The following is a 25,563-nucleotide window of genomic DNA, read 5'->3' on the forward strand; positions in this document are numbered from 1 at the left end:
AAGATGAATCAGGCATTTATCTGCGATGCGGTGCGTACGCCGTTTGGTCGCTTCGGCGGGACGCTGGCGAGCGTACGGGCGGACGATCTGGCGGCCATTCCGTTGAAAGCTCTGCTGGCGCGCCATCCGAATCTCGATCCGGCGGCGATTGATGATGTGATCTACGGCTGTGCGAATCAGGCAGGGGAAGATAACCGTAACGTGGCACGAATGGCGTTGCTGCTGGCGGGGTTGCCGGAAAGCGTGCCGGGCAGCACGGTGAACCGGCTTTGCGGCTCCAGTCTTGATGCGATAGGCATTGCCGCGCGGGCGATCAAGAGCGGAGAGACGCAGCTGATGATTGCTGGCGGCGTCGAGAGCATGTCGCGCGCGCCGTTTGTTATGGGGAAGGCGGAAAGCGCCTTTAGCCGCAGCATGAAAATGGAAGATACCACCATTGGCTGGCGTTTTATCAATGCGCAAATGCAGGCGCGATATGGCGTGGATTCGATGCCAGAAACGGCAGAAAACGTCGCACAACAATTTGCCATTTCGCGAGCCGATCAGGATGCGTTTGCCCTGCGCAGCCAGCAACGTACAGCGGCGGCTCAGGAGCAGGGGCTTTTTGACCGTGAGCTGGTTTCTGTGACGGTGTCACAACGAAAGGGCGAGCCGCGGATATTCAGCGCCGACGAACACCCACGCGCCACCTCGGCTGATGCGCTGGCAAAACTGAAGGGCGTCGTGCGGCCTGATGGCTCGGTGACGGCAGGCAATGCCTCCGGGGTTAATGATGGCGCTTGCGCGCTGCTTATTGCCAGCGAACAGGCAATGGCGCAGCAGGGATTGCAGCCGCTGGCGCGCATTGTTGGCGTAGCGACGGCAGGCGTCGCGCCGCGTATTATGGGCTTTGGTCCCGCGCCCGCGGTACGTAAGGTGCTGGCGCTGACCGGATTAACGCTTGCACAAATGGACGTCATTGAGCTTAACGAAGCGTTTGCCGCTCAGGCGCTGGCGGTCATGCGCGATCTGGGTTTGCCTGATGAGGCCGCGCAGGTGAATCCGAATGGCGGCGCGATTGCGCTGGGGCATCCGCTGGGAGCATCCGGGGGAAGGCTGGCGATGGCCGCAGCGTATCAGCTACAGCGAACCGGTGGGCGTTATGGTCTCTGCACGATGTGTATCGGCGTTGGACAAGGCATCGCGCTGATAATCGAAAGGGTTTAAGGAGCAGAAATGCATTTGTTAACCCCGTTAATGCGCGGAACGGCGCTGACGGCAGAATTCTCAGAGCAGCAAGTGATCCAGGGGATGCTCGACTTTGAAGCCGCGCTGGCAAGGGCGCAGGCGGCTTGCGGCGTGATCCCTGCCGCCGCCGCCGGGCCGATCGTCCGTGCCTGTCGCGCAGAACGTATTGATGCGGACACGCTGGCAGAGTCGGCGCGTGCGGCGGGAAATCTGGCAATCCCCTTAGTCAAACAGTTAACCGCACAGGTAAAAGCCGATGATCCTGACGCGGCGCGCTACGTACATTGGGGCGCTACCAGTCAGGACGTTATTGACACCGGGATGGTGCTGCAACTGCGCGCGGCGCTGAACGCAACCCGTGCGCATCTCGCACGGTTAGTGGATACCGTTGCCAGCCAGGCATCGCGTTATCAGCAAACCGTCATGCCGGGACGGACCTGGATGCAGCAGGCGTTGCCGGTGACGTGGGGTCTGAAACTTGCCGGAACGCTCGACGCGTTATTACGCTGGCAGGAGCGCTTACAGCAATTGCTTCCGCGTGTGCTGGTGGTCCAGTTCGGCGGCGCGGCGGGCACGCTGGCGTCGCTCAGGCAGGACGCGCTGCCGGTGGCGTCGCGTCTGGCGCAGGAGCTGGCCCTTACGCTGCCGGATACGCCCTGGCATACGCAGCGCGATCGTATGCTGGAAGTGGCCGCGTGGTATGCCGGGATCGGCGGAACGCTGGGCAAATTCGCTCAGGATTTCGCACTGCTGATGCAGACCGAAGTGGCGGAGGTGAGCGAACCCGTTACCGCCGGACGTGGCGGTTCCTCCACTATGCCGCATAAGCGTAACCCGGTCAGCTGCGCCGCCATTCTGACCGCGATGCAACGAACGCCGGGGCTGATGGCAACCCTCTACAGCAGTCAGCTTCAACAACATGAACGGGCGCTCGGCGGCTGGCAGGCCGAATGGGAAGTCTTGCCGGAAATCATCATGCTGGTCGGTCACGCGATGCAGGAAACGCAACACTTGGTGGAAGGGATGCAGGTCTGCCCGCAAAAGATGCTTGAGAACCTGGAGATCACGCATGGCCTGATGATGGCGGAGTCGGTGACCCTGGCGCTCGCAGCGTTTGTCGGTAAACAAGAAGCGCATCATTTGATGGAAGATCTTTGCCATCGTGCAATAGAAAAGCGGTGTTCTCTGCTGTCGGTGTTGGTCGATGAACCACGCGTGACCGCGCATGTTGATAAATCTCGTTTAACAGCGCTGCTTGACCCGGCGCAGGCTACTGGCAGCGCAGAACACTTTGTCCAGCGCGTACTTACGCGCTATGAGGAGCGGCGGCATGGAACTGAACTTTCAGATTGAAGGGCCGGATAACGCCCCGGTGGTGGTGTTATCGAATTCACTGGGTACGACGCTGACCATGTGGGAACCACAGATGGCGGCGTTAACCGCGCATTACAGGGTGCTGCGTTACGACACGCATGGACACGGCGAAACGCGTAAACGGGGAGAAACTGACCTCGCGCGGCTCGGGCAGGATGTGATTGCGCTTCTGGACCATCTGGACATCCCGACAGCACATTTTTGCGGTATTTCAATGGGCGGGCTGACCGGTTTATGGCTCGCATGCCATCAGCCGCAACGAATGCGCAGTGTGACCGTGATAAACAGCGCGGCGCGGATAGGTAATGAAGCCGGCTGGCGCGACCGGGCGCAGCAGGTCCGCGCCAGCGGTCTCTCCGCGATTGCCGACAGCGCGCCTGAGCGCTGGTTTAGTCTGCCGTTTCGTCTGGCGTCAGCAGAGACCGTGGCCGACCTGTGTCAGCAGCTCGTAGAATCGTCCGCGCAAGGCTATGCCGCCTGTTGTGATGCGCTGGCGACCGCCGATATGCGTGATGAGATAGCCGACATTCAGCGCCCGGTTTTGCTTATTGCCGGAGATGACGATCCGGTGACCACCGTGGCCGATGCGCAGTATATGCACCAGCGCATTGCGGGTTCAACGATGGTCGTGGTGAAGGCGTCGCATTTATCCACGATTGAGGCGCCAGACGCGGTGAACGCGGCGCTGCTGTCATTCCTGGGAGGACAGAATGCAGGATGAAGACCGTTTTGAACAAGGCATGAAGGTGCGTCGCAGCGTACTGGGCGATGCGCATGTCGATCGCACCGTGAAAAACCTGACCTCGCTTAACGCCGATTTTCAGGATTTTATTACCCGCTATGCCTGGGGAGACATCTGGAGCCGTCCCGGGCTGGAACGCCATACGCGCAGCCTCATCACCATCGCGATGCTGATAGCGCTCAACCGGGAAGCGGAGTTGAAGATGCATTTGCATGCTGCTTTTAATAACGGGGCGACGCGGGAAGAACTGAAAGAACTGATCATGCATTCCGCGCTCTATTGTGGTCTACCTGCCGCCAACGCTACGCTGCATCTGGCGCAGCAGGTTTTCGATGAGCGTGATGCCGCCGGTCTGTAAGACACGCTGCCGGCGACCTGAAGCGTCGCCGGAAATGTCTCTGTCAGGCTGCGAGTACCCGATTGCGCCCTGCGTTTTTGGCCCGGTATAAGGCAGCATCAACGCGTTTAAACAGGTCATCAAGGCTTTCATTTGGTTCATGTTGCGCCACGCCAATACTCACCGTAAAACGCGGCAGGCCCAACAGCGTGAGCTTTGCCACCGACGCGCGAATCGCTTCCGCCAGTAAAAGCGCATCATCCAGCGGCGTGCGCGGCAACAGCAGAATAAACTCCTCGCCGCCCCAACGGAAAACCCGATCGCCCTGGCGCGCGCTCTGCTGAAGGCAGTTCGCCAGCGCGCAGAGTACTTCATCACCCTTTAAATGCCCGTACATATCGTTAATGCTCTTAAACCTGTCAGTATCAATGAGCAGGAGACTGTAATCCTGCGCCAGGGAAAATGGGGTTCTCTGTTCGGGGTCAGTCAGGAGATAAAGCTGGCGGCGATTAAGTAAACCGGTCAGCGCATCGTGTAATGCCGCATAGTGCAGCGCCTCTTCCAGCCGTTTTTGTTCGGTAATGTCGTGGACAATGCATAGCATCAAGCGATCGCCGTAGATTTCGATTGGCCCCGCATAGGTCTGGACATGACGGGGAGAGCCGTCCGCCATCTTGTGCACAAAATGTAATGGCTTATGGCCGCCGGGCAACCGGGCAATTTCATGCATGATGGGTAAGATTTGTCGTCCCAGCATATTAATTTCCCAGGTATGCTTTTGACACATCGCCTCAAGGCTGTAACCGTAGAAATTGAGCGCCGCGAGATTGGCATCGACAATCAGTCCATCGCGCGAGGGATCAATCAGCAGAATAGGCGCGGTGTTGGTCAGAAAAAAACGGGCATAAAATCCCTGTTTTTTGCGCTGGTAGGCCACCGAACGGCTCGCTTTTAACCCCTGAACGGTCGAGATATCTATCCCTTCAAACAGAATCACCTCGCGATCGTCAGGCAGTTGTCTTAACGAAAGACGGCACGAGAGGGTGCCCGGCGTATTGTCACGGCTTACGGTCAGGATTTCGATAATATCCCGGCGGCTGCGTAAATCGGTGATGTAATCTGCGAGCTGGCGGCGCGCATGAACAGAATACGCGCCCTGACGCAGTTGATTGAAGTCATTTTCCGGCATAAGCGCAGCGGCGGCGCGATTAGCAAACAACATTTCCCCCGTGAGCGGAAAGACGATCCAGACAGGCAGGGTCAATAAATCCAGAGCGTTAAAGTTGTGGGTCATTTTTATGGATCCTGTTTTTTAATCATGACATGTTGCGTAAGCGCAAAAAAACAGAACAAGAAGCAAGCGTGGCGAGACGGCGGCAATATGCGAGCCAGATAAGTGCGCAAGTTTTAATCTAGCAGGGTTTCACTCTTACGCATGAGGAAACGGCGTGGCAACGCCTAAAAAAAGCAGCGCTGAAATGGCCGTACGGGGATCGCTGTCTGCAGGCAAAAACAGAAGCGGAATTAAAAATAGTAAAAACTAAACAGTTAAGCGCTGATGAAATTATCTGCGCAGAGATATTGCGTGGCTTAAGTATAAAACAACGGAAAGGAGTAAATAGCAGATTGTCCGTGTTTTATGCGTCCTTACTGCAAATTAAGGTGATGGGGAGTGGCGTTTAGTGAAATTATCCATGGTATATCGTAAATGTTGGCGCAATGTGAAAAGCAGATGAAAATAGTGTTTCCTGATGCTATATAACTATTCACCTGCAATGTATTTTCTCCCGGATCTGAAATGTTAAAAAACATGAGTGTCAGAACGTTTATTATTGGCTTCCTGGTAGGCGTTTTCCTGTTATTCAATATTGTTCATATACTTTTCTCATCAAATATCCGCTTGGTTGTTTTAACGAATGTGATCTCGCTGACAGCGTTATTGTTTTTATGGTGGTATATGACAATATATCTTGTCACGCCGATCAACACGGTTAAGCGAAGTATTGCCGAAGTCACCGCCGGAAATCTGGGGGTGATAATCCCTGCGTTTGGTAATAACTGTGCGGGAAGACTCATTCCCGGAATTAACAGCCTGTCGGGTAATATCGCGACGCTGGTGCGTGAGATCCGCCATTCTTCTCACACCGCGCTGTCGCTGTCTGAACAGCTCGCCGCCCGCAGTGCGGAACTTTCGGTGAAAACCGAGCAGCAGTCGTCCTCACTGATTCAGACCGCGGCCAGTATGGAAGAAATGGCGGCGAGCACCCGTAATAATGCTGATAACACCCGTCTGGCCAATCATCAGGCCGATACGTCAAAACAGTGCGCGTATCACGGTAGCGAATTAATGGCGCAGGTTTCACATAATATGGAATCCATCGCGCACTGCGCGCAGCAGATGACGGAAATCATTACGCTGATTGACGATATTGCTTTTCAGACCAATATCCTGGCGTTAAATGCTGCCGTAGAAGCGGCACGCGCGGGTGAACACGGAAAAGGATTTTCCGTGGTGGCGACAGAGGTCCGGAATCTGGCGCACCGAAGCGCAGAAGCGGCGAAAAATATAAAAATGCTGATTGAAGAAACCCACAAAAATGTTCGGCAGGGGGCGGAGGTGGTCAGCGAAACAGAAAAAAATATGCAGATCATCGTCCAGGGCGCAGGGCAATTAAGCCAGCTCATGCATGAAATTTCTGCCACTACCGTGGAGCAGGAAAAAGGCATCAACCAGATATCGCAGGCCATGAGCGAACTGGAAAGTGTTACCCAGAGCAATGCGCTGATGGTAGAAGAATTAACGGGTTCTTCTGCAATATTGAAACGGCAGGTGGTCGAGTTGCAGTCTAAGACGCAGCAGTTTCGTTTATCTGCCACCACTACGTTGGCGCAACAGCACGGGCAGCCCAGGTTTTCATGATAAATATCAGCATTATGGGATAACGAGAAGTTGCTTAACCTACGCCGATAGCTAGACTAACCAGAAAAGCGCGACGTAGGGGAGGCGAAATGGAAGCCATAAAAGGGTCGGAAGTGAGTGTGCCGGATGCGGTGTTTGCCTGGTTGCTGGATGGCAAAGGCGGGGTGAAGCCGCTGGAGGATAACGATCTTATCGACAGCGCGCATCCCTGCTGGTTACATCTTAACTATACGCACCCCGACAGCGCGCAGTGGCTGGCCACAACGCCGTTACTGCCAAACAATGTTCGGGACGCGCTGGCAGGGGAAAGCCTACGCCCACGCGTCAGCCGTCTGGGAGAAGGAACGCTCATAACCCTGCGCTGCATTAACGGCAGCACCGATGAACGTCCGGACCAGCTGGTGGCGATGCGTCTGTACATGGATGAACGGCTGATTGTCTCCACCCGCCAGCGTAAAGTGCTGGCGCTGGATGACGTGGTGAGCGATCTGCAGGAAGGCACCGGTCCCGTTGACTGCGGCGGTTGGTTGGTGGATGTTTGTGATGCGTTAACCGACCATGCCAGCGAATTTATTGAACAGTTGCACGACAGGATCATCGACCTCGAAGACAACCTGCTCGATCAGCAAATACCGCCGCGGGGATTTCTTGCGCTGCTGCGTAAGCAACTGATTGTCATGCGACGCTACATGGCCCCCCAGCGTGACGTTTATGCGCGCCTCGCCAGCGAGCGTTTGCCGTGGATGAGCGATGACCAGCGGCGCCGGATGCAGGATATTGCTGACCGGCTGGGTCGCGGACTGGATGAGATCGACGCCTGTATCGCCCGTACCGGCGTAATGGCGGATGAGATCGCGCAGGTCATGCAAGAGTCACTGGCCCGTCGGACCTATACGATGTCGCTGATGGCAATGGTATTCTTGCCCAGCACCTTTCTGACCGGGCTATTTGGCGTCAATCTGGGGGGTATTCCAGGGGGAGAATGGCGTTTTGGTTTTTCGATCTTTTGCATTCTGTTAGTGGTTGTGATTGGTGGTGTTACTTTATGGTTGCATCGTAGTAAATGGTTGTAAAAACGGGGCTTTTAAGAGATTTCTTCTGCTAAAACGGCTTTAAAATTGAGCGAAGTCAATAAACATCGCGCCCGTTCGCGGCAATATCATTCTCGCAGGTGAATGCAACGTCAAGCGATGGGCGTTGCGCTCCATATTGTCTTACTTCCTTTTTTGAATTACTGCATAGCACAATTGATTCGTACGACGCCGACTTAAATAAGTCGGCTTTTTTTTGCCAGCAGGTTATCAACGACTACCCTAAAAGGGAGCCCACGATCTACCGGAGGCAAAAATGACTCGTCTGATGGTGTCCCTGAAACTGGAAATTCGTTTTTCCGACCCTGTACCGACCGATCCGGTTCCTGTTCCTGACCCGGTGCCGCGTCCGCAGCCCATGCCCGATCCACCGCCCGATGAAGAACCGATTAAATTGTCGCATCACAGGCGCAGATCTGCGAGGATACGCGCCTGCTGACTGTGAGTCGTTACCGCGAGATTAAATTGTGACCGCTTTTTCAACCCTGAACGTTCTGCCCGCCGCCCAGCTCGATAACCTCAACGAGTTGGGCTATTTGTCGATGACGCCTGTTCAGGCCGCCGCGCTACCGGCGATTCTGTCCGGGCAGGATGTTCGGGTTCAGGCCAAAACCGGCAGCGGTAAAACGGCGGCGTTTGGCCTTGGGCTTTTACAGCATATCGACGCCGCTCTGTTTAAAACCCAGTCGCTGGTGTTATGCCCGACACGTGAACTGGCCGACCAGGTCGCGGGGGAATTGCGCCGTCTGGCACGCTTCCTGCCGAATACCAAGATATTGACCCTGTGCGGCGGCCAACCCTTTGGCGCGCAGCGCGACTCTCTCCAGCACGCGCCGCACATCATTGTGGCGACGCCTGGACGGCTACTGGACCATCTGCAAAAAGGCACGGTTTCGCTGGATGCGCTTTCGACGCTGGTGATGGATGAAGCGGATCGGATGCTGGACATGGGGTTTAGCGACGCCATTGATGAGGTGATTCGCTTTGCCCCTGCGTCACGCCAGACGCTGCTGTTTTCGGCGACCTGGCCCGAGGCGATTGCCGCGATCAGCAGCCGTGTTCAGCGAAATCCGGTAACCATTGAGATCGATACGGTTGATGCGCTTCCGGCTATTGAACAGCAGTTCTTCGAAACGGCTCCCCAGGACAAAATTCCGCTGTTGCAAATAATACTCAGCCAGCATCAGCCAAAGTCTTGCGTGGTGTTCTGTAACACCAGGAAAGATTGTCAGGCGGTATGCGATGCGCTGAACGCAGCGGGGCAAAGCGCGCTGGCGCTGCATGGCGATCTGGAACAGCGGGATCGCGATCAGACGCTGGTGCGTTTTGCTAATGGCAGCGCACGCGTGCTGGTCGCCACGGATGTGGCAGCGCGCGGGCTGGATATTAAGTCTCTGGAACTGGTCGTCAATTACGAGCTGGCGTGGGACCCGGAGGTCCATGTGCACCGTATTGGTCGAACGGCCCGCGCCGGGAATAGCGGTCTGGCGATCAGCTTTTGTGCGCCGGCAGAGGCGCAGCGAGCCAATATCCTTTCGGAAATGTTGCAGTTAACGCTGAACTGGCAGGATGCGCCAACGAACGTGACGCTAATGCCGCTCGAGGCGGATATGATCACGCTGTGCATTGACGGCGGGAAGAAAGCCAAAATGCGTCCTGGCGACGTGCTGGGGGCTTTAACTGGCGAGTTGGGACTGGACGGCGCGGACATTGGAAAAATTACCGTGCACCCGGCGCATGTCTACGTCGCGGTGCGTCAGGCGGTGGCGCATAAGGCGTGGAAGCAGTTACAGAACGGGAAAATTAAAGGGAAGTCCTGTCGGGTTCGCCTGTTGAAGTAAGCCCTTTGGCGTTAACGCCGGATACGGCAAAGCCGTTATCCGGCAGGGTAAAAGCGTCAAACGACGCTTACTTCACCTCAACCACATTCAACCGTAGCTCAGCAAGCTGATGTTCATCTTCTTCTGGCTGCCAGCCTACAGGCTGTAGCGGGATATCTTCGCGATCGAACGCCAGATCGCCACCGTCTACCACCTCTGCGCCGTGTCTGATCCCTTTGAAGTCAAACAGGTTAATGTCGCTCAGGTGAGACGGCACCACGTTCTGCATGGCGCTGAACATGGTCTCAATGCGACCCGGGTAGCGTTTATCCCAGTCGCGCAGCATGTCGGCAATCACCTGGCGCTGTAAGTTCGGCTGTGAACCACACAGGTTACAAGGAATGATAGGGAACGCTTTCGCCTCGGCAAAACGTTCAATATCTTTTTCCCGGCAGTAGGCCAGCGGACGGATCACGATATGTTTACCGTCGTCGCTCATCAGCTTTGGTGGCATGCCTTTCATCTTTCCGCCGTAGAACATGTTAAGAAACAGGGTTTGCAGAATATCGTCGCGATGGTGTCCAAGCGCAATCTTGGTGGCGCCCAGCTCCGTAGCGGTACGGTAAAGAATACCGCGGCGCAAACGTGAGCACAGGGAGCAGGTGGTTTTGCCTTCCGGAATTTTCTCTTTTACGATCCCGTAGGTGTTTTCCTCAACAATCTTGTACTCCACGCCGAGTTGTTCGAGGTATTCAGGCAGAATATGCTCAGGAAAACCGGGCTGTTTTTGATCGAGGTTCACCGCCACCAGCGAGAACTGGATCGGTGCGCTTTGTTGTAAATTGCGCAAAATCTCCAGCATGGTATAGCTGTCTTTGCCGCCTGAAAGACAAACCATGATGCGATCGCCGTCTTCAATCATGTTGAAATCGGCAATGGCTTCGCCCACGTTTCGGCGCAGACGCTTCTGTAATTTATTGATGTTGTACTGCTCTTTCTTACTCATTTCTTGATTTTGCGACATGTAATAGAGGCTCAATTCATTGTGTGGCATCAGAGGGGGCGACATCACGCCGAAGGATCCGCGGACGCTGTCTGATATAAAAACCGTGGAGCGTATGGTACGGATTAGCGAGAAAAATGTCAGCACATTTAACAGGCAAAACGCAGGGGGCAGGTAAGAGAAGAAAAAGCCCGCAGCGGGGTGCGGGCTGAAAGGATTAGCGAACCACCAGTACCGAACATTCAGCGTGACGCACGACAGCCGCCGCGTTCGACCCTAACAGGTAGGTGGTGATATCCGGACGGTGCGAGGCAATAATGACCATATCCGCCGGCAATTTCTTCGCCATTTCCAGAATCTTGTCTTTTGGCGAACCCTCAGCAATATGTACCTGGACTCTGTCCGCCGGGATATTGAACTGCTTTATCATCTCTTCCAACTGAGATTTGGCTTCAGCTTTCAGATCGTCCATGGCGGGCAACTCTGCGGAGTAGGCCAGGCCCAGCGATGCGTAATAAGGCAGTGACGGAATCACGGTCAGAAAATGCACCTGCGCATCGTCAATCCTTGCTTCGGCTTCAACGTGGGAAATCACCCGTTGAGTTAATTCTGAGTCTGAAATATCGATAGGTACCAGAATCGTTCTGCTCATAAAAACCTCCTGTTAATGTATCCATATAAAGTGTAACGCCTTTTAGCTCGGTAAGTATAACGACGACGGTCACATTTTGGCATCACATATTTATGATTTTAATTATATGGTATGCATGTGTCAGCACAGCAAAGTGCGCAACAGAGAAGGACAGGGGGATTCAGCGCAGAGAATAGCCCGCCGTCGCCAGCGGGCTGAAGAGTTTAGAACTGGTAAACCAGACCCAGCGCTACAACGTCATCGGTGTTGATACCGTTGTTAGCATAGAAGTTGTCGTCTTCGTCCAGCAGGTTGATTTTATAATCAACATAGGTCGACATATTTTTATTGAAGTAGTAGGTCGCGCCGACGTCAGCGTATTTAACCAGATCTTTACTGGTGTCGTTACCCTGGCCGCTCAGGTCTTTACCTTTAGACATCAGGAAAGACACCGCCGGACGCAGGCCAAAGTCGAACTGGTACTGCGCAGTCACTTCCACGTTTTGCGTTTTGTTCGCTACGCCGTCATCGCCGTACGGGGTCATGTTGCGGGTTTCAGAATACATCGTCGCCAGGTAGATGTTGTTGGCATCGTATTTCAGACCCGCAGTCCAGGCATCCGCGTTTTCGCCGCCAGCCACTTTGCCGCCAGCGTTAACCTGCTCGTTGGTCCGGTCAGAGGTTGTGTAAGCAGCGCCAGCGCTGAAGCCCATGCCCATATCATAAGTCGTCGAAATACCGAAACCGTCGCCGTTGGAGTGTTGAAGATTGCGGCCGTTGTTATTGGTGCCTTCCTGACCGTTCTGGTTTTCGTTGTTGCCCTGATACTGAAGCGCAAAGTTCAGTCCGTTTACCAGGCCGAAGAAGTCCGTGTTACGGTAGGTTGCGACGCCGTTTGTACGACCGGTCATAAAGTTGTCAGCCTGGGTGTATGAGTCGCCGCCAAATTCCGGCAGCATATCGGTCCAGCCTTCCACATCGTACAGTACGCCATAGTTACGACCGTAGTCGAATGAACCGTAGTCGCCGAATTTTACGCCCGCGAATGCCAGACGGGTCCAGGAATTTGAACCTTCGCCTTCTGTAGTATTCGCCTGAACGTTATATTCCCACTGGCCGTAACCGGTCAGTTGATCGTTAATTTGGGTTTCGCCTTTGAAGCCAACACGAACATACGTTTGATCGCCGTCAGACTTATTGTTGTCAGAGAAATAATGCAGACCATCTACTTTGCCATAGAGATCTAATTTATTGCCGTCTTTATTATAGACTTCAGCGGCATGCGCTGCGCCAGCGGCTAACAGGGCAGGGATTACGAGAGCCAGTACTTTTCTTTTCATCGAAATAATCCTTTCGTTTATTATTTACCTGTGACTCCCTCTTAAGGGGAGTAAAAGCATGCTAAAGGAGAAGTTCCGTAAAGAGATAAGTATGAATTGTTACGTTTTAAGTAAAACCTTAATTAAATAATTCTATGGTAACAGTAATAATTAGCGTGAATGTATTAACCAAAAATATATAAAATAAAAATTATACAAGTTGAATTTGATGCGATATTCTGCGCGGGTTATATGCCTTTATTGTCAAACTCTGCTTTTTGTTGGTCCATTGCGAAACGTACTGATTTACCAGCAAACATACTGACAAGCCCGAAACGATGTTCGGGCTTTTTTTTATTTCCAGATGAATCCCGCCAGGCCGTTATTCACTGTTCGCTTTTTCTGCTTTCCCCGCCAGTTGCGCCAGGAAGTCATAGCGTTTTTGCAGGTCCACGGCGGCATCTTTCCATAGTTGCTCCGCGACCTCGGGCTGCTGCGCATTAAGACGGCGGAAGCGCTGCTCGTTAAGCAGGGTTTCCGCCAGCGCATCTGACGGTGGACGAGAGTCAAGCGCCAGCGGCACTTTGCCTTCCTCCGCGCGACGCGGATCGAAACGATAGAGCGGCCAGAAGCCAGTCGCCGTCAGTTGACGCATCTGGTCGTGGCTCAGCGCCAGATCGTAGCCGTGCTCTTCACATGGGCTGTAGGCAATGATCAGCGACGGTCCTGGATACGCCTCCGCTTCCTGTATGGCTTTCACCGTCTGGTTTAGCTGCGCGCCAAGCGAGATCTGCGCGACGTAAACGTGACCATACATCATCATGCTGACGCCGAGATCTTTACGCGCCTTGCGCTTGCCGTGTTCGCCAAATTTTGTGACAGCCCCAAGCGGCGTGGCTTTTGACGCCTGGCCGCCGGTATTGGAATAACACTGCGTGTCCAGCACCAGAATATTGACGTTTTCGGTCAGGCTCAGCACATGATCGAGACCGCCGAAGCCAATATCGTAAGCCCATCCGTCTCCGCCGATAAGCCAGATTGATTTCTCAACCAGCGCATCGGCATCGGCGACCAGCTCGCGGGCACCGTCGACATCTTGCAGATGCTGGCGCAGGGCGGCAACCTGTTCGCGGCGCACGTCCGGTGTCGCTTCGGCGTGCAATGCCTCGTAGAGCGCCGTTGGGATTTGTTCGGCAAACTGCGACAGCAGGCGCATCACCCGCACGCGATGCTGGTCGACCGTCAGACGGAATCCCAGACCGAATTCGGCGTTATCCTCAAACAGCGAGTTAGCCCATGCCGGGCCCCGTCCGTTCGCATCGGTGGTGTACGGCGTTGAAGGCAGGTTACCGCCGTAAATCGACGAGCACCCGGTGGCGTTGGCAATCAACATGCGATCGCCGTACAGCTGGGTCAGCAACTTGATATACGGCGTTTCGCCGCAGCCGGAACAGGCGCCGGAATATTCAAACAGCGGGGTGATCAACTGCGAAGTACGAATATCAATGCGTTCAAGTTTGCTGCGATCAATTTCTGGCAGAGCGAGGAAAAAGTCGTAGTTCACTTTTTCTTCTTCCACATGCTCAAGGCGGGACATCATATTAATCGCCTTGATTTCCGGGTTCTGGCGATCTTTCGCCGGGCACACCTCGACGCACAGGTTGCAGCCGGTGCAATCTTCCGGAGCGACCTGCAGCACATATTTCTGGCCACGCATATCACGAGATTTCACGTCCAGCGAATGCAGACTGGCTGGGGCGTTCTCCATCTCCTGTGGCGACACGACTTTGGCGCGAATCGCCGAATGCGGGCAGGCGGCGACACAATGGTTACACTGAGTGCACAGTTCCTCTTTCCAGATTGGAATTTCTTCGGCTATATTGCGTTTTTCCCAGCGCGTGGTGCCCATCGGCCAGGTACCGTCCGGCGGTAAGGCGGATACCGGAAGCGCGTCACCGAGTCCGGCGAGCATCGCGGCGGTGACCGTTTTGACAAAATCAGGGGCTGCGTCCGAAACGACCGGTGGACGGTGGGCGCTTTGCGGATTCACCGACTGTAGCGGCACTTCAACAACCGATTCGCGGGCCAGCGCCAGCGCCTGCCAGTTGCGCTCCACCAGATCCTGTCCTTTGCTGCTGTAGCTTTTGGCGATCGCGCCCTGAAGTTCAGCCAGCGCGCTGTCGCCAGGCAAAATGCGCGTCAGATGGAAAAAGGCCATCTGCATGACGGTGTTGATGCGTGCGGCCAGACCGCATTCGCGAGCGATTTTCGCGGCGTTAATGACGTAGAAACGCGCCTTTTTCTGGTTCAACACCGCCTGGACTTCCTGTGGCAAACGCGCCCAGACCTCATCGGCGTTATAGGGGGTATTGAGCAGGAAAATCCCGCCAGGTTTGAGACGTTCTGCCATCGGGTATTTGTCAATAAACTGCAACTGATGACAGCCAACAAAGTCGGCCTGCGAAACAAGGTAGGCGGAACGGATCGGCTGTTCGCTGACGCGAAGATGCGAAACCGTCAAACCTCCGGCCTTTTTCGAATCGTAGACGAAGTAACCCTGCGCGTACCAGGGGGTCGAGTTACCGATAATCTTGATGTTGTTTTTGGTCGCCGAGACGCTGCCGTCGCTGCCCAGTCCGTAAAACAGCGCTTCCAGCCGGGCGCTGGAGGGGAGGGTGTTTTCCGGTAACGGCAATGACAAATTGGTCACATCGTCGTAAATACCCACAGTAAAACGCGATTTTGGTTGCGTGCTGCTCAGTTCAGTGAAGACCGCCAGCACGCAGTCGGGGCCGAACTCTTTCGAAGAAAGACCGTAGCGTCCGCCGATAACGCGCGGCAGTGTCTCACGCTCGCCGCGGTTAAAGGCTTCCGCCAGCGCGGTCATGACGTCCAGATACAACGGCTCTGCCTGGGATCCCGGCTCTTTGGTACGATCGAGTACGGCGACCGAACGTACCGACGCTGGCAGAGCGCGCAGCAGGTGTTGTGCGGAGAACGGGCGGAACAAACGTACTTTCAGCACGCCAACGTTTTCACCGCGCGTCAGCAGTTCGTCGACCACCTCTTCGCAGGTACCGATACCCGACCCCATCAGGATAATCACGCGTTCAGCCTGTGGGTGACCGTAGTATTCAAAGGGGCGATATTGACGACCCGTCGCCGCGGCAAAATCATTCATCGCTTGCTCAACATGGTCGTAAACCGCGTTGTACCATGGGTTTGTCGCTTCCCGCGACTGGAAGTACGTATCCGGGTTTGCCGACGTGCCGCGAATCACCGGATGCTCCGGATTAAGCGCTCTGGCGCGATGGGCGTCGATTTCAGCCTGTGGCATCAGGTTCAGCAGCGTATCGTCAGCCAGCGGCACGATTTTGTTGATTTCATGCGAAGTACGAAAACCATCAAAAAAGTGAATAAAGGGCACCCGGCTTTTCAATGTGGCGATTTGGGCGATCAGCGCGAAGTCCTGCGCTTCCTGAACGCTGGCCGCGCACAGCATGGCGCAGCCGGTCTGGCGGACGGCCATTACGTCGGAATGATCGCCGAAAATAGACAGCGCATGTGTCGCCACGGTACGGGCGGCGACGTGCAGTACGAACGGAGTAAGCTGTCCCGCCAGTTTATACAACGTCGGGATCATCAATAGCAGACCCTGGGAGGACGTAAAGGAGGTCGACAGAGCCCCGGTTTGCAACGCACCGTGCACGGTAGCGATCGCGCCGCCTTCAGACTGCATTTCGACCACGCGCGGGGTATCTCCCCAGACGTTTTTAAGCCCGTTCCCCGCCCAGGCGTCCGCCTGTTCAGCCATTGTTGAACTGGGCGTTATGGGGTAGATGGCGATAACTTCACTGGTGCGGAACGCTACGGAGGCGACCGCGCCATTACCGTCAATTGTGATCATATGACACCCTTACATTGCGCAAATTGAAAGACGCTCTCTACAGCATGGCGTCCCGATAGTTATCTTTTCAGTATAGGACTTTCCTGTATTCCCTTGAAGTTATGCGGCTTTCGAGTGCACAAATTGACACACAGATCGCGAAACAAGATCGGAAATTTAATATTTATTTAACCCCGATGATGCCCACGTTTTTATTTTTCCGGGGGCAAGGTGTGCAATATATTTTTACGTTGTCATCAAAAAGTCGATTGTTTATTAACGTGGATTTAACAGCTTTATCTTATTTGTTAAGTGAGGTCCAAAACTGGACCGTAATTTTCTTTGAGAAATTTCTTAAGAAAATTATTATCCTTGCCGTTCTCTTGGGATATGACTGTTCTTAATAAGATGATTTAAGTTTGGCTTCAGGTCTGCTGTCTCTACACTGGGTGCAGAACTGGGCAGGAAAGCCTTGTTATTTTTGCGGTTAGCATAGTGATAATAACCAGCCAGTTGCGGATACACGCAATTTAAACATATTATTTACACGTAATAACGTGAATCTTCTTTGTGCGCGAAAAAGTCAGGATGTGATAATGTAATTACTTGTTTTGATTAAATTATGATTCGTTTATTTTTGCTTGCTTTACTTATATCTACCTCATCATCGTCTTTTGCGTTTGTTAAAATTCAGGCCAAAGACTGGGGCTTCAATACCTTTTCTACGTTGTCTTATGCTGATAATTCCGTAAACCGGTCGTCAGCTCAGCGTAACAACAAACAGCTTAAACAACGCATTATGCGTGAATTCGCACAGTGGCAGGGTACACATTACCGCTGGGGCGGGGACAGCCGCCGTGGCATTGATTGCTCCGCCTTTACGCGTCGTATTATTGCCTCGACGATTCATAAACACTTGCCGCGGACTGCCCGTGAGCAAAGTCATATCGGTCGTCGGATACATCAGAATGAACTTAACGTCGGTGATTTGGTGTTTTTCGAAACGAAACCAAACGTCCATCATGTTGGGGTTTATATCGGAAATGATGCGTTTATCCATGCATCCAGTTCGGAAGGTGTGACATTGTCACATCTTTCAAACCGATACTGGCAGTCGCGCTATGTGACCGCTCGTAGGGTGAGTGTTTAAAGCTCATGGGGCCGTGTGAGATCAAAAACCGCACGGATAACGCGATAAAATGCGGCTGCGGCGCATAAATGCGCGCGTTGACTCTCGACGCGACAGCTTCGCATGCCTATTATTAGTGCGGTTCGTTTGGCTTTCAGAAGATAAGGGGAGAGAAATGCGCGCAGCGTTTTGGGTAGGATGTGCCGCGTTATTATTGTCGGCGTGCAGCAGTGACAATGAACCTGTTCAGCAGGCGACGGCGGCGCATATCGCTCCGGGGTTAAGAGCGGCGATGACCAGCTCCGGCGAGGCCAATTGCGCCATGATAGGGGGATCGCTCTCTGTCGCCCGTCAACTGGACGGTTCTGCCATTGGCATGTGCGCGCTTCCCAACGGCAAACGCTGTAGCGAACAATCTCTCGCCGCGGGAAGCTGTGGTAGTTATTGATACTTACTGCATTAAGTCGGCCAGTTTATAGCTCAGAGTATGTTCCGCCGTCGCCAGCGTAAGCTGGTTAGCGGTCAGGTCTACCTGTGCACCCTTGCTGAGCATGGCGCTCAGCGTGGCGTCCAGTTGATTAAGTTGCGGGTCGGCGCACATCATCCGCGTCATTGCCAGATTTTTGGCTTTCAGCTCGCCATCTGACAGCGTGGCCTGACCGGTGAAGCGATTACACATCTTGCCTGAGATCGTCATCTTTTCACCGAAGCTCAGCTCGGGAGCCTGCTGGCTTGCCGCGATCGGTTTTCCGTCCACGCTTTCCAGCACGAAGCGATGATGCTGTAGCTGCTCGCGGCTGACAGACACTTTTCCATTACTCACACAACCTGCCATCAGCAGGCTCAGCGCAACCAGCGCGACTACCTTCTTCATATCAACTCTCTGAATCTTATCAATCAATAACAGAATAACGATCTTACCGAATATGGCTTTGGGGAAAATCTGAAAACCCCTCCCAAACGCGGGAGGGATAAGCGTTAAAACAGGGCGTTAGGGCACGATTCACCGTTCATTAACTGCTGCAAATTGTGCAACGTAGTTTCTGAAATGCTGGTCAGCGCTTCCGCCGTGAGGAAGGCCTGATGCCCGGTAAACAGGACGTTGTGGCAGGCGGAAAGCCGACGGAACACATCATCCTGAATGACGTCATTAGACTTATCTTCAAAAAACAAATCGCGTTCGTTCTCGTAAACATCCATACCCAGCGAACCAATTTTCTGATTTTTCAGCGCTTCAATAGCCGCCTGGGAGTCGATCAGCGCTCCACGACTGGTATTGATCACCATCACGCCATCCTTCATCTGGTCAAAGGCCGCGTGGTTAAGCAGATGATAGTTCTCTGGCGTTAATGGGCAGTGCAGGGAGATCACATCCGACTCGGCAAACAACGTGGCGAGATCGACATATTCCACCCCCAGCTCAAGCGCGGCGGCGCTCGGGTAGGGATCGAACGCCAGCAGTCGCATACCAAAACCTTTCAGGATGCGCAGAGCGGCAATGCCAATTTTACCGGTACCAATGATCCCGGCTGTTTTACCGTGCATAGTGAAACCGGTTAAGCCCTCGAGCGAGAAGTTAGCATCGCGGGTGCGCTGATAAGCGCGGTGAATGCGACGGTTCAGCGTCATCATCATACCGACGGCGTGTTCAGCGACGGCTTCCGGCGAATAGGCCGGCACGCGCACGACCTGTAAACCCAGCTCCTTTGCCGCGTCAAGATCGACGTTGTTGAAACCCGCGCAGCGCAGCGCGATGAACTTAACGCCTTGTTTCTTCAGCTCTTCAAGTACCGGTCGACTTCCGTCATCGTTTACGAAAATACAGACGGCCTCGCAGCCATGGGCGGTTTTCGCTGTCTTTTCCGTCAGCAAAAAGTCAAAAAATTCAAGATCAAAGCCAAAAGCCTCGTTAACCTGTTGCAGGTACTTCTTGTCGTACTGTTTAGTGCTGTATACGGCGAGTTTCATAAGACTTTCTCCAGTGATGTTGAATCACACGTATTGAATTCAAATTATTTTACAAAATATAAAAAAGTATTGAAAGTGATACATATAATGAATAATTCTAGAGCATCTATCCTTAAACTGGGCATGTTTCGGCAAACATGACACAATAGTGGCCTTATTCGGCTTAATTTAATGCTAAATCAGGATATTAACTGCCCATGAAGGGTAAATACAAAGCCGTTCTGGCGATCGCTTTGCTGGTTATCCTCATACCGCTGACGCTGGTGATGACGCTTGGGTGGTGGGTCCCAACGCTGGCGGGCATTTGGCTGCCGCTCGGCACGCGCATAGCCTTTGACCAAAGCCCACGCCTGACGCGTCAGGGATTGCATATTCCTGAGATGACATATTTAGTCGGCGAATGTCCTTTGGCGCGCGTCACCCAGGCGGACATTTCCCATCCCAGCCGTTGGCAGCTTACGATTAAAACCCTTCAGCTTGATTCCGCCTGCCTGGCTAAACTCCCGCAAAGCGAGTCGTCGCCCGCCGCGCCGCGCACCCTTGCCGAGTGGCAGGCGATGTTGCCGAATACCTGGATCACTATCAACAATGTGGCGCTTTCTCCCTGGCAAGTATGGCAGGGAAAACTGAACCTTTCGCTTACCCCGTCGGTTCAGCAAGTGCGCTATCAGGGGGAAAAGGTCACCCTTCGGGCGCAACTGCGCGGCCAGATGCTGTCCGTGAGTGAACTGGACGTGACGGCGTTTGAAGGGCAGCCGCCCGTCAGACTGGTTGGTGAATTCACGATGCCGCTGGTGCCGGATGGGCTGCCGACAAGCGGTCATAGCGTTGCGACGTTGACTCTGCCGCAGGCGCCTTCGCTGGTGGATGCGGAACTGGAATGGCGTGACAATACGGGGCAACTGATCGTGATGGCGCGCGGGCAGCATGAGCCGTTGCTCGACCTGCCGTGGACCCTTACGTCTCAGCAACTCTCCATCAGCGACGGCCGCTGGACGTGGCCGTATGAGGATTTTCCCTTAAGCGGGCGTCTGGGCATTAAGGTTGATAACTGGCAGGAGGGGACAGAAAGGGCGCTGATTAGCGGTCGCCTTAATGTCCTTACCCAGGGCGACGCGGGCAAAGGAAACGCGGTGCTGACCTTTGGCCCGGGCAAACTCAGCATGGATAATAGCGCGATGCCGCTTCAGTTAACCGGCGAAGCGAAGCAGGACGATTTGATTTTTTACGCCAGGCTACCCGCCCAACTGAGCGGAAGCCTGAGCGATCCGCAACTGGCCTTTGAGCCTGGCGCGCTGCTGCGTTCGCGCGGGCGGGTCATCGACTCGCTGGACATTGATGAGATTCGCTGGCCGCTGGCAGGGGTGACGGTGACGCAGCGCGGCGTGGACGGTCGTCTGCAGGCCATACTGCGCGCGCATGAAAATAAAATGGGTGACTTTGTGCTGCATCTCGACGGTCTGGCGAACGATTTCCTGCCGGATGCAGGGCGCTGGCAGTGGCGCTACTGGGGGAAGGGCCGTTTTACCCCTATGCATGCCGCCTGGGACGTGGCGGGTAAAGGGGAATGGCGCGATAAGGTCATCACCCTGACCGATCTCTCCACTGGCTTTAATCAGCTTCAATACGGCACCATGACGATCGACTCCCCGCGGCTGATACTCGACAAGCCGGTTCAGTGGGTGCGCGATGAAGCCCAGCCGCGGTTTAGCGGCGCGCTCTCGCTCGACGCTGGCGAAACCCATTTTTCGGGCGGCAGCGTGTTGCCGCCGTCGACGCTCAAGTTCAGCGTTGACGGTAGCGATCCGACGTTGTTCCAGTTCAAAGGCGATTTACATGCCGGGGCGATTGGGCCGGTTCGGGTTAACGGACGCTGGGACGGCATTCGTCTGCGCGGACAGGCCTGGTGGCCGCAGCAGTCGCTAACGGTGTTTCAACCTTTGGTGCCGCCAGACTGGAAAATGACTCTGCGCGAAGGCGAGCTCTACGCCCAGGTCGCGTTCTCTGCCGCGCCGGAACAAGGGTTTGAAGCGGGCGGCCACGGTGTGCTCAAAGGCGGCAGCGCATGGATGCCCGACAACCAGATTAACGGTGTGGATTTCGTGTTGCCATTCCGTTTTGGCAACGGTACGTGGCAACTGGGCACGCGCGGACCGGTTTCGCTGCGGATCGCCGAAGTGGTCAATCAGGTGACAGCTACCAACCTCAGCGCCGATCTGCAGGGCGCGTACCCCTGGCGTGAAGAGGATCCGCTGTTACTCACCGACGTCAGCGTTGACGTGCTGGGTGGTAAGGTGAGGATGCAGCAGTTGCGTATGCCGCAGCATGACCCGGCGTTGATTCGCGTGGAAAATATTTCGTCCAGCGAGCTGATAAGCGCGGTGAATCCCAAGCAATTTGCCCTGTCCGGCCCGGTCAGCGGCGCGCTCCCACTGTGGCTGAATAATGAAAAATGGATCATTAAAGACGGCTGGTTAACGAATCCGGGTCCAATGACCCTGCGCATCGACAAAGACACCGCCGATGCGGTGGTGAAGGATAATATGGCGGCGGGCGCGGCGATCAACTGGCTTCGTTACATGGAGATCGCCCATTCCTGGACCAAAATCAATTTAGACAATCTCGGCGTACTGACCATGCAGGCGGCCATCACCGGCAACAGTCGCGTAGAAGGTAAGACGGGGACGGTCAATCTCAACTACACCCACGAAGAAAACGTATTTGCGCTCTGGCGCAGTCTGCGCTTTGGCGACAACCTACAGGCATGGCTTGAACAGAACGCAACGCTGCCCCTGAAACACTGCCCGGAAGGCAAGGAATGTGAGGACTCCCAATGAAAATGATGATAGCCATGCTGGCGCTACTCCTGTCAGGGGTATTGACGGGCTGTACGCCGCGCATTGAAGTCGCGGCGCCAAAAGAGCCAATCACTATCAACATGAATGTCAGGATTGAGCATGAGATCCACATCAAAGTGGATAAAGACGTAGAAAGCCTGCTCAAATCACGTAGCGACTTATTCTGAGGTTAGGATGAAACGAACATTACTTCTGACGACGCTGATTCTCAGTCTGCTGAGCGGAAATGCGCTGGCGCTGACCCTCAATGAGGCCAGAACGCAAGGACGGGTTGGGGAGACCCTGAACGGCTACCTCGTGGCGCTGAAAGAGGATGCCGAAACCCGGACGCTGGTGAAAGAGATCAACCAGGCGCGAAGCGTCAGCTACCAGCGGCTTGCTGAAAGTCACAATATTCCGGTAGAGGAGGTCGCGAAAATGGCCGGGCAAAAGCTGGTTGAGCGCGCCCGTCCGGGCGAGTACGTGCAGGGAATCAACGGTAAGTGGCTGCGAAAATAACTGATAAATTCTGAAATGTTGTCTGATAGCAGGGGGCGATGGCGCATCAATCGATAAAGTCAGGCATTATTACGCGACTTTTTAATTATCAGGGAATGATAATGACCCTCTATCAAATTAAGCCCGCTTTTCAGGCGCTTTTGCGTCCCCTCATGTTTTGGCTGCACCGACACCGCGTGACGGCTAATCACGTTACCCTTGCCGCGATGGCGCTCTCATTCCTGACGGGCGGCGTGTTGGTGTGTTTCCCCCGTCTGGAACTGCTGGTCCTCCTGCCTGTCGTGCTCTTTGTGCGCATGGCGCTTAATGCGCTGGATGGCATGCTGGCGCGAGAGTGCAATCAGCAGTCAAGGCTGGGTGCGATTCTCAACGAAACCGGCGATGTCCTCTCCGACCTCGCGCTTTATCTGCCGTTTATGCTGATCCCGGACAGTAACCCAATGCTGGTTGTGATGATGCTGTTCTGTGCGGCAATGACGGAATTTTGCGGCGTGCTGGCGCAAACCATTAACGGCGTGCGCAGCTACGCGGGTCCGTTAGGCAAAAGCGATCGCGCGCTGCTGTTTGGATGCTGGGGACTGCTTTTGACGCTGTGGCCACAGCTGGCGACATGGAATAACGCCGTCTGGTGTGGCGCCATCCTTCTGCTGCTGTGGACGGCGGGTAATCGCTGTCGCAGCGCGTTGCGGGTCGAGGTGGCGAAGTGATGATGCTGGAGAAATCCCTGGCGGCGGTATTCGCGCTGCTGTTGGCGGCGAGCGTGGTCAATGTGCTACTGGTTACGCTGCGTCCGGATAAAGACTGGCGCGAATTAACGCTACGCATTCGCACATGGTGGGTCATCGTGGTGCTGTTTTCGCTGGCGATCCTGAGTCCTGCCTGGCTGGCGCTGACCTTTTTCGGGCTGGTCAGCTTTATGGCGTTGAAAGAGTTTCTGACACTGGCGCCGTCCCGTCAGGCTGACCGTATGCCGCTGTTGTGGATGTTTATCGCTATTCCGGTTAACTACGGGTTTATCGGCAGTGGCTGGTACGGCATGTTTGTGGTGTTTATTCCGGTATATGTCTTTTTATTCCTTCCCGCGCGAATGGTGATCGCCGGCGACACGCAGGGCTTTTTGCGTACCGCTTCCCAACTGCACTGGAGTTTAATGACCACCGTGTTTGCGTTCAGCCATGTGGCTTTTCTGCTGGTGCTTCCTGCTGATGGCAAACAGACCGGCGCGCTACTGGTGCTGTTTCTGGTCGGTCTGACGGAATTTAACGACGTTGCGCAGTACATCTGGGGTAAGTCGTTCGGGCGCATTAAGGTCACGCCGACGGTCAGTCCGAATAAAACGCTGGCAGGATTGCTGGGCGGCGTGGCGACAACGGCATTGGTTGCCCTGTTGTTAGGGCCGTTACTGACACCAATGAGCGGGGCGATGGCGCTGCTTTCCGGGGTGATTATCGGCGTGACGGGGTTTTGTGGTGACGTGGTGATGTCGGCGATCAAACGGGATTGTGGCGTCAAAGACAGCGGCACTCTCTTGCCCGGACACGGTGGTATTCTCGACAGGCTGGACTCACTTATCTTCACTGCGCCGGTCTTCTTTCATTTCATCCGCTATTTTTACTTTTAACTACCATGACGCGACTACTTCGTACTCTGTTTACTCTTTGTGTTGTCTGGCCGGTCATTTGGCTATGGCTGGGGTTGCGTGTCCGGCACCGGGAACGTCTGCCGACACACGGTCCGGCGATTATTGTGGCGAATCACAACAGCCATATGGACGTGTTTGCGCTGCTTTCGCTGTTTTCATTACGTCGTCAGGGTCAGGTGCATCCGGTTGCCGCGGCGGATTATTTTCTGCGTAATAAGTGGATGGCCTGGTTTGCGCTGAATATTCTCAACATTATCCCGGTGATGCGTAAAGGCGGCGACGCTAACCCGTTGGCCCGTTGCGAACAGGCGCTACGAGAAGGCAAGACGCTGATTCTGTTTCCGGAAGGTACCCGCGGCGAGCCTGGAAAGCTGGCCCCGCTGAAGTCCGGGTTATGGCATCTGAGCCAGCGTTTTCCGGAGGTGCCGATTATTCCTGTCTGGCTGACCGGAACCGAACGGGTAATGGCGAAGGGCAACCGGATACCGCTGCCGCTGTTTATCGATGTGTCCATTGGCAGGGCGATGTATGCGGATCCCGACAAGCGCGCGTTCATGGATAATCTCCGGGCGCAGCTGTTGGCGCTTTCGCAATAAAGCAAATTGGCTGATAGCGCACCGTTTTGCGCTATCAGGCACGTTGTCTTGAGCGTTTGTTTCTATACTGTCCACTGCAACGGCGTTATCGACTCATTGCGGGACAACATGATGACAAAAAAATATTCTGCTCAGTGCCACTGCGGCGCGGTCACCTTTACCGTTCAGCTTAGCGACGGGTTTCACACCGTACGCCGCTGTAACTGTTCGTTTTGCCGGATGCGCGGCGCCGTGGTGGTTTCTGCGCCGCTCGACGGTATCGACGTCCTCACCGGGCGCGATAAGCTCACGGAGTACCGGTTTAATACTGGCGAAGCGAAGCATTATTTTTGTTCAGTCTGCGGGATCTACACCTTTCACCAGCGCCGTTCCAGTCCGGATCAGTATGGCGTGAACGTGGCCTGTATTGAAGACGTCTCGCCTTTTGACTTTTCACCGGTTGAGGTAACCGACGGGGTGAATCATCCCAGTGATGGTGCGAGTCGTGGTGTGGTGGGGTATCTGAGTTATCAGCCAAAATGA

Annotated in this window: 24 protein-coding genes; 17 read left to right on the forward strand and 7 right to left on the reverse strand. The window is 54.6% G+C overall.

The window, feature by feature from the left end; genetic code table 11:
• The first annotated feature begins 3 nt into the window (after positions 1-3).
• The 4 genes from pcaF to pcaC are packed head-to-tail and all read left to right on the forward strand — an operon-like array spanning position 4 to position 3,701.
• Positions 4-1,206 (forward strand): 3-oxoadipyl-CoA thiolase, encoded by a 1,203-nt coding sequence (pcaF, locus tag OGY07_RS06505; protein WP_181823126.1) that lies wholly within the window; start codon positions 4-6, stop codon positions 1,204-1,206.
• 9 nt (positions 1,207-1,215) lie between these two features.
• Positions 1,216-2,580, forward strand: coding sequence for a 3-carboxy-cis,cis-muconate cycloisomerase (locus OGY07_RS06510; protein ID WP_286599410.1), 1,365 nt, complete (start codon positions 1,216-1,218; stop codon positions 2,578-2,580).
• Positions 2,558-3,322: a 3-oxoadipate enol-lactonase gene (pcaD, locus tag OGY07_RS06515; RefSeq protein WP_211935707.1), complete on the forward strand. Its 765-nt coding sequence runs from the start codon at positions 2,558-2,560 to the stop codon at positions 3,320-3,322. The genes OGY07_RS06510 and pcaD overlap by 23 nt, the downstream gene beginning before the upstream one ends.
• Positions 3,312-3,701 (forward strand): 4-carboxymuconolactone decarboxylase, encoded by a 390-nt coding sequence (gene pcaC, locus OGY07_RS06520; RefSeq protein WP_060571255.1) that lies wholly within the window; start codon positions 3,312-3,314, stop codon positions 3,699-3,701. The genes pcaD and pcaC overlap by 11 nt, the downstream gene beginning before the upstream one ends.
• 43 nt (positions 3,702-3,744) lie before the next feature.
• Here pcaC and OGY07_RS06525 read toward each other — a convergent pair whose 3' ends face one another.
• Complete coding sequence (locus OGY07_RS06525; RefSeq protein ID WP_042283277.1) at positions 3,745-4,974, reverse strand: sensor domain-containing diguanylate cyclase; 1,230 nt, start codon at positions 4,972-4,974, stop codon at positions 3,745-3,747.
• Between the two features lie 504 nt (positions 4,975-5,478).
• Here OGY07_RS06525 and OGY07_RS06530 point away from each other — a divergent pair.
• From OGY07_RS06530 to dbpA, 4 genes are all read left to right on the forward strand, one after another.
• Positions 5,479-6,600, forward strand: a complete 1,122-nt coding sequence (locus OGY07_RS06530) for a methyl-accepting chemotaxis protein (protein WP_286599416.1) — start codon at positions 5,479-5,481, stop codon at positions 6,598-6,600.
• An 89-nt stretch (positions 6,601-6,689) separates the two neighbouring features.
• Positions 6,690-7,673: a zinc transporter ZntB gene (gene zntB, locus OGY07_RS06535; RefSeq protein ID WP_042283273.1), complete on the forward strand. Its 984-nt coding sequence runs from the start codon at positions 6,690-6,692 to the stop codon at positions 7,671-7,673.
• Positions 7,674-7,959: 286 nt separating this feature from the next.
• The gene (ynaL, locus tag OGY07_RS06540; RefSeq protein WP_373322593.1) at positions 7,960-8,130 is read left to right on the forward strand and encodes a proline-rich small protein YnaL; all 171 of its coding nucleotides are present in this window, start codon (positions 7,960-7,962) and stop codon (positions 8,128-8,130) included.
• A 28-nt stretch (positions 8,131-8,158) separates the two neighbouring features.
• A complete protein-coding gene (gene dbpA / locus OGY07_RS06545) occupies positions 8,159-9,532 on the forward strand; it encodes an ATP-dependent RNA helicase DbpA (RefSeq protein ID WP_286599419.1) in 1,374 nt (457 codons plus the stop codon).
• A gap of 67 nt (positions 9,533-9,599) precedes the next feature.
• Here the strand turns inward: dbpA and ttcA are convergent, their stop codons facing one another.
• From ttcA to nifJ, 4 genes are all read right to left on the reverse strand, one after another.
• A complete protein-coding gene (gene ttcA / locus OGY07_RS06550; protein WP_042283261.1) occupies positions 9,600-10,535 on the reverse strand; it encodes a tRNA 2-thiocytidine(32) synthetase TtcA in 936 nt (311 codons plus the stop codon).
• 196 nt (positions 10,536-10,731) lie between these two features.
• Positions 10,732-11,166 carry a universal stress protein UspF gene (gene uspF / locus OGY07_RS06555; RefSeq protein WP_042283257.1) on the reverse strand — a complete coding sequence of 145 codons (435 nt, stop codon included), beginning with the start codon at positions 11,164-11,166 and terminating at the stop codon, positions 10,732-10,734.
• Between the two features lie 203 nt (positions 11,167-11,369).
• Entirely contained in the window at positions 11,370-12,485 is a 1,116-nt protein-coding gene (ompC, locus tag OGY07_RS06560) for a porin OmpC (RefSeq protein ID WP_286599423.1), read from the reverse strand.
• Between the two features lie 361 nt (positions 12,486-12,846).
• On the reverse strand, positions 12,847-16,371 hold the full coding sequence (gene nifJ / locus OGY07_RS06565; RefSeq protein ID WP_286599425.1) for a pyruvate:ferredoxin (flavodoxin) oxidoreductase: 3,525 nt from the start codon (positions 16,369-16,371) through the stop codon (positions 12,847-12,849).
• 601 nt (positions 16,372-16,972) lie between these two features.
• Here nifJ and OGY07_RS06570 point away from each other — a divergent pair.
• Complete coding sequence (locus tag OGY07_RS06570; RefSeq protein WP_072014930.1) at positions 16,973-17,500, forward strand: C40 family peptidase; 528 nt, start codon at positions 16,973-16,975, stop codon at positions 17,498-17,500.
• 154 nt (positions 17,501-17,654) lie between these two features.
• Positions 17,655-17,927: a putative hemolysin gene (locus OGY07_RS06575; protein ID WP_286599427.1), complete on the forward strand. Its 273-nt coding sequence runs from the start codon at positions 17,655-17,657 to the stop codon at positions 17,925-17,927.
• Between the two features lie 3 nt (positions 17,928-17,930).
• On the opposite strand, the gene hslJ is transcribed toward OGY07_RS06575, so the two are convergent.
• Together hslJ and OGY07_RS06585 are read right to left on the reverse strand one after the other, a co-directional pair.
• Positions 17,931-18,353: a heat shock protein HslJ gene (gene hslJ / locus OGY07_RS06580; protein WP_042283246.1), complete on the reverse strand. Its 423-nt coding sequence runs from the start codon at positions 18,351-18,353 to the stop codon at positions 17,931-17,933.
• 104 nt (positions 18,354-18,457) lie between these two features.
• On the reverse strand, positions 18,458-19,447 hold the full coding sequence (locus OGY07_RS06585; protein WP_042283245.1) for a 2-hydroxyacid dehydrogenase: 990 nt from the start codon (positions 19,445-19,447) through the stop codon (positions 18,458-18,460).
• Positions 19,448-19,644: 197 nt separating this feature from the next.
• On the opposite strand from OGY07_RS06585, the gene OGY07_RS06590 reads away from it, so the two are divergent.
• From OGY07_RS06590 to OGY07_RS06620, 7 genes are all read left to right on the forward strand, one after another.
• Entirely contained in the window at positions 19,645-22,284 is a 2,640-nt protein-coding gene (locus OGY07_RS06590) for a YdbH family protein (protein ID WP_286599428.1), read from the forward strand.
• On the forward strand, positions 22,281-22,472 hold the full coding sequence (locus OGY07_RS06595) for a YnbE family lipoprotein (protein ID WP_286599429.1): 192 nt from the start codon (positions 22,281-22,283) through the stop codon (positions 22,470-22,472). Before OGY07_RS06590 ends, OGY07_RS06595 begins: the two co-directional genes overlap by 4 nt.
• Before the next feature lie 7 nt (positions 22,473-22,479).
• Entirely contained in the window at positions 22,480-22,803 is a 324-nt protein-coding gene (locus OGY07_RS06600) for a YdbL family probable chaperone protein (protein ID WP_200033307.1), read from the forward strand.
• Between the two features lie 101 nt (positions 22,804-22,904).
• A complete protein-coding gene (locus tag OGY07_RS06605; protein WP_286599430.1) occupies positions 22,905-23,510 on the forward strand; it encodes a CDP-alcohol phosphatidyltransferase family protein in 606 nt (201 codons plus the stop codon).
• Positions 23,510-24,424 (forward strand): phosphatidate cytidylyltransferase, encoded by a 915-nt coding sequence (locus tag OGY07_RS06610; protein WP_286599431.1) that lies wholly within the window; start codon positions 23,510-23,512, stop codon positions 24,422-24,424. The genes OGY07_RS06605 and OGY07_RS06610 overlap by 1 nt, the downstream gene beginning before the upstream one ends.
• A gap of 5 nt (positions 24,425-24,429) precedes the next feature.
• The gene (locus OGY07_RS06615; protein ID WP_286599433.1) at positions 24,430-25,041 is read left to right on the forward strand and encodes a lysophospholipid acyltransferase family protein; all 612 of its coding nucleotides are present in this window, start codon (positions 24,430-24,432) and stop codon (positions 25,039-25,041) included.
• Between the two features lie 108 nt (positions 25,042-25,149).
• Positions 25,150-25,563: a GFA family protein gene (locus OGY07_RS06620; RefSeq protein ID WP_082636892.1), complete on the forward strand. Its 414-nt coding sequence runs from the start codon at positions 25,150-25,152 to the stop codon at positions 25,561-25,563.

Source organism: Citrobacter sp. Cs237 (assembly GCF_030332325.1).
GTDB classification, from domain to species: domain Bacteria; phylum Pseudomonadota; class Gammaproteobacteria; order Enterobacterales; family Enterobacteriaceae; genus Citrobacter_A; species Citrobacter_A sedlakii.

Excerpts from the sequence above, each read along its gene's own strand:
- pcaF (WP_181823126.1), top strand. The coding sequence starts at position 4 with ATGAATCAGGCATTTATCTGCGATGCGGTGCGTACGCCGTTTGGTCGC.
- OGY07_RS06510 (WP_286599410.1), top strand. The coding sequence starts at position 1,216 with ATGCATTTGTTAACCCCGTTAATGCGCGGAACGGCGCTGACGGCAGAA.
- pcaD (WP_211935707.1), top strand. The coding sequence starts at position 2,558 with ATGGAACTGAACTTTCAGATTGAAGGGCCGGATAACGCCCCGGTGGTG.
- pcaC (WP_060571255.1), top strand. The coding sequence starts at position 3,312 with ATGCAGGATGAAGACCGTTTTGAACAAGGCATGAAGGTGCGTCGCAGC.
- OGY07_RS06525 (WP_042283277.1), bottom strand. The coding sequence starts at position 4,974 with ATGACCCACAACTTTAACGCTCTGGATTTATTGACCCTGCCTGTCTGG.
- OGY07_RS06530 (WP_286599416.1), top strand. The coding sequence starts at position 5,479 with ATGTTAAAAAACATGAGTGTCAGAACGTTTATTATTGGCTTCCTGGTA.
- zntB (WP_042283273.1), top strand. The coding sequence starts at position 6,690 with ATGGAAGCCATAAAAGGGTCGGAAGTGAGTGTGCCGGATGCGGTGTTT.
- ynaL (WP_373322593.1), top strand. The coding sequence starts at position 7,960 with ATGGTGTCCCTGAAACTGGAAATTCGTTTTTCCGACCCTGTACCGACC.
- ttcA (WP_042283261.1), bottom strand. The coding sequence starts at position 10,535 with ATGTCGCAAAATCAAGAAATGAGTAAGAAAGAGCAGTACAACATCAAT.
- uspF (WP_042283257.1), bottom strand. The coding sequence starts at position 11,166 with ATGAGCAGAACGATTCTGGTACCTATCGATATTTCAGACTCAGAATTA.
- ompC (WP_286599423.1), bottom strand. The coding sequence starts at position 12,485 with ATGAAAAGAAAAGTACTGGCTCTCGTAATCCCTGCCCTGTTAGCCGCT.
- nifJ (WP_286599425.1), bottom strand. The coding sequence starts at position 16,371 with ATGATCACAATTGACGGTAATGGCGCGGTCGCCTCCGTAGCGTTCCGC.
- OGY07_RS06570 (WP_072014930.1), top strand. The coding sequence starts at position 16,973 with ATGATTCGTTTATTTTTGCTTGCTTTACTTATATCTACCTCATCATCG.
- OGY07_RS06575 (WP_286599427.1), top strand. The coding sequence starts at position 17,655 with ATGCGCGCAGCGTTTTGGGTAGGATGTGCCGCGTTATTATTGTCGGCG.
- hslJ (WP_042283246.1), bottom strand. The coding sequence starts at position 18,353 with ATGAAGAAGGTAGTCGCGCTGGTTGCGCTGAGCCTGCTGATGGCAGGT.
- OGY07_RS06585 (WP_042283245.1), bottom strand. The coding sequence starts at position 19,447 with ATGAAACTCGCCGTATACAGCACTAAACAGTACGACAAGAAGTACCTG.
- OGY07_RS06590 (WP_286599428.1), top strand. The coding sequence starts at position 19,645 with ATGAAGGGTAAATACAAAGCCGTTCTGGCGATCGCTTTGCTGGTTATC.
- OGY07_RS06595 (WP_286599429.1), top strand. The coding sequence starts at position 22,281 with ATGAAAATGATGATAGCCATGCTGGCGCTACTCCTGTCAGGGGTATTG.
- OGY07_RS06600 (WP_200033307.1), top strand. The coding sequence starts at position 22,480 with ATGAAACGAACATTACTTCTGACGACGCTGATTCTCAGTCTGCTGAGC.
- OGY07_RS06605 (WP_286599430.1), top strand. The coding sequence starts at position 22,905 with ATGACCCTCTATCAAATTAAGCCCGCTTTTCAGGCGCTTTTGCGTCCC.
- OGY07_RS06610 (WP_286599431.1), top strand. The coding sequence starts at position 23,510 with ATGATGCTGGAGAAATCCCTGGCGGCGGTATTCGCGCTGCTGTTGGCG.
- OGY07_RS06615 (WP_286599433.1), top strand. The coding sequence starts at position 24,430 with ATGACGCGACTACTTCGTACTCTGTTTACTCTTTGTGTTGTCTGGCCG.
- OGY07_RS06620 (WP_082636892.1), top strand. The coding sequence starts at position 25,150 with ATGATGACAAAAAAATATTCTGCTCAGTGCCACTGCGGCGCGGTCACC.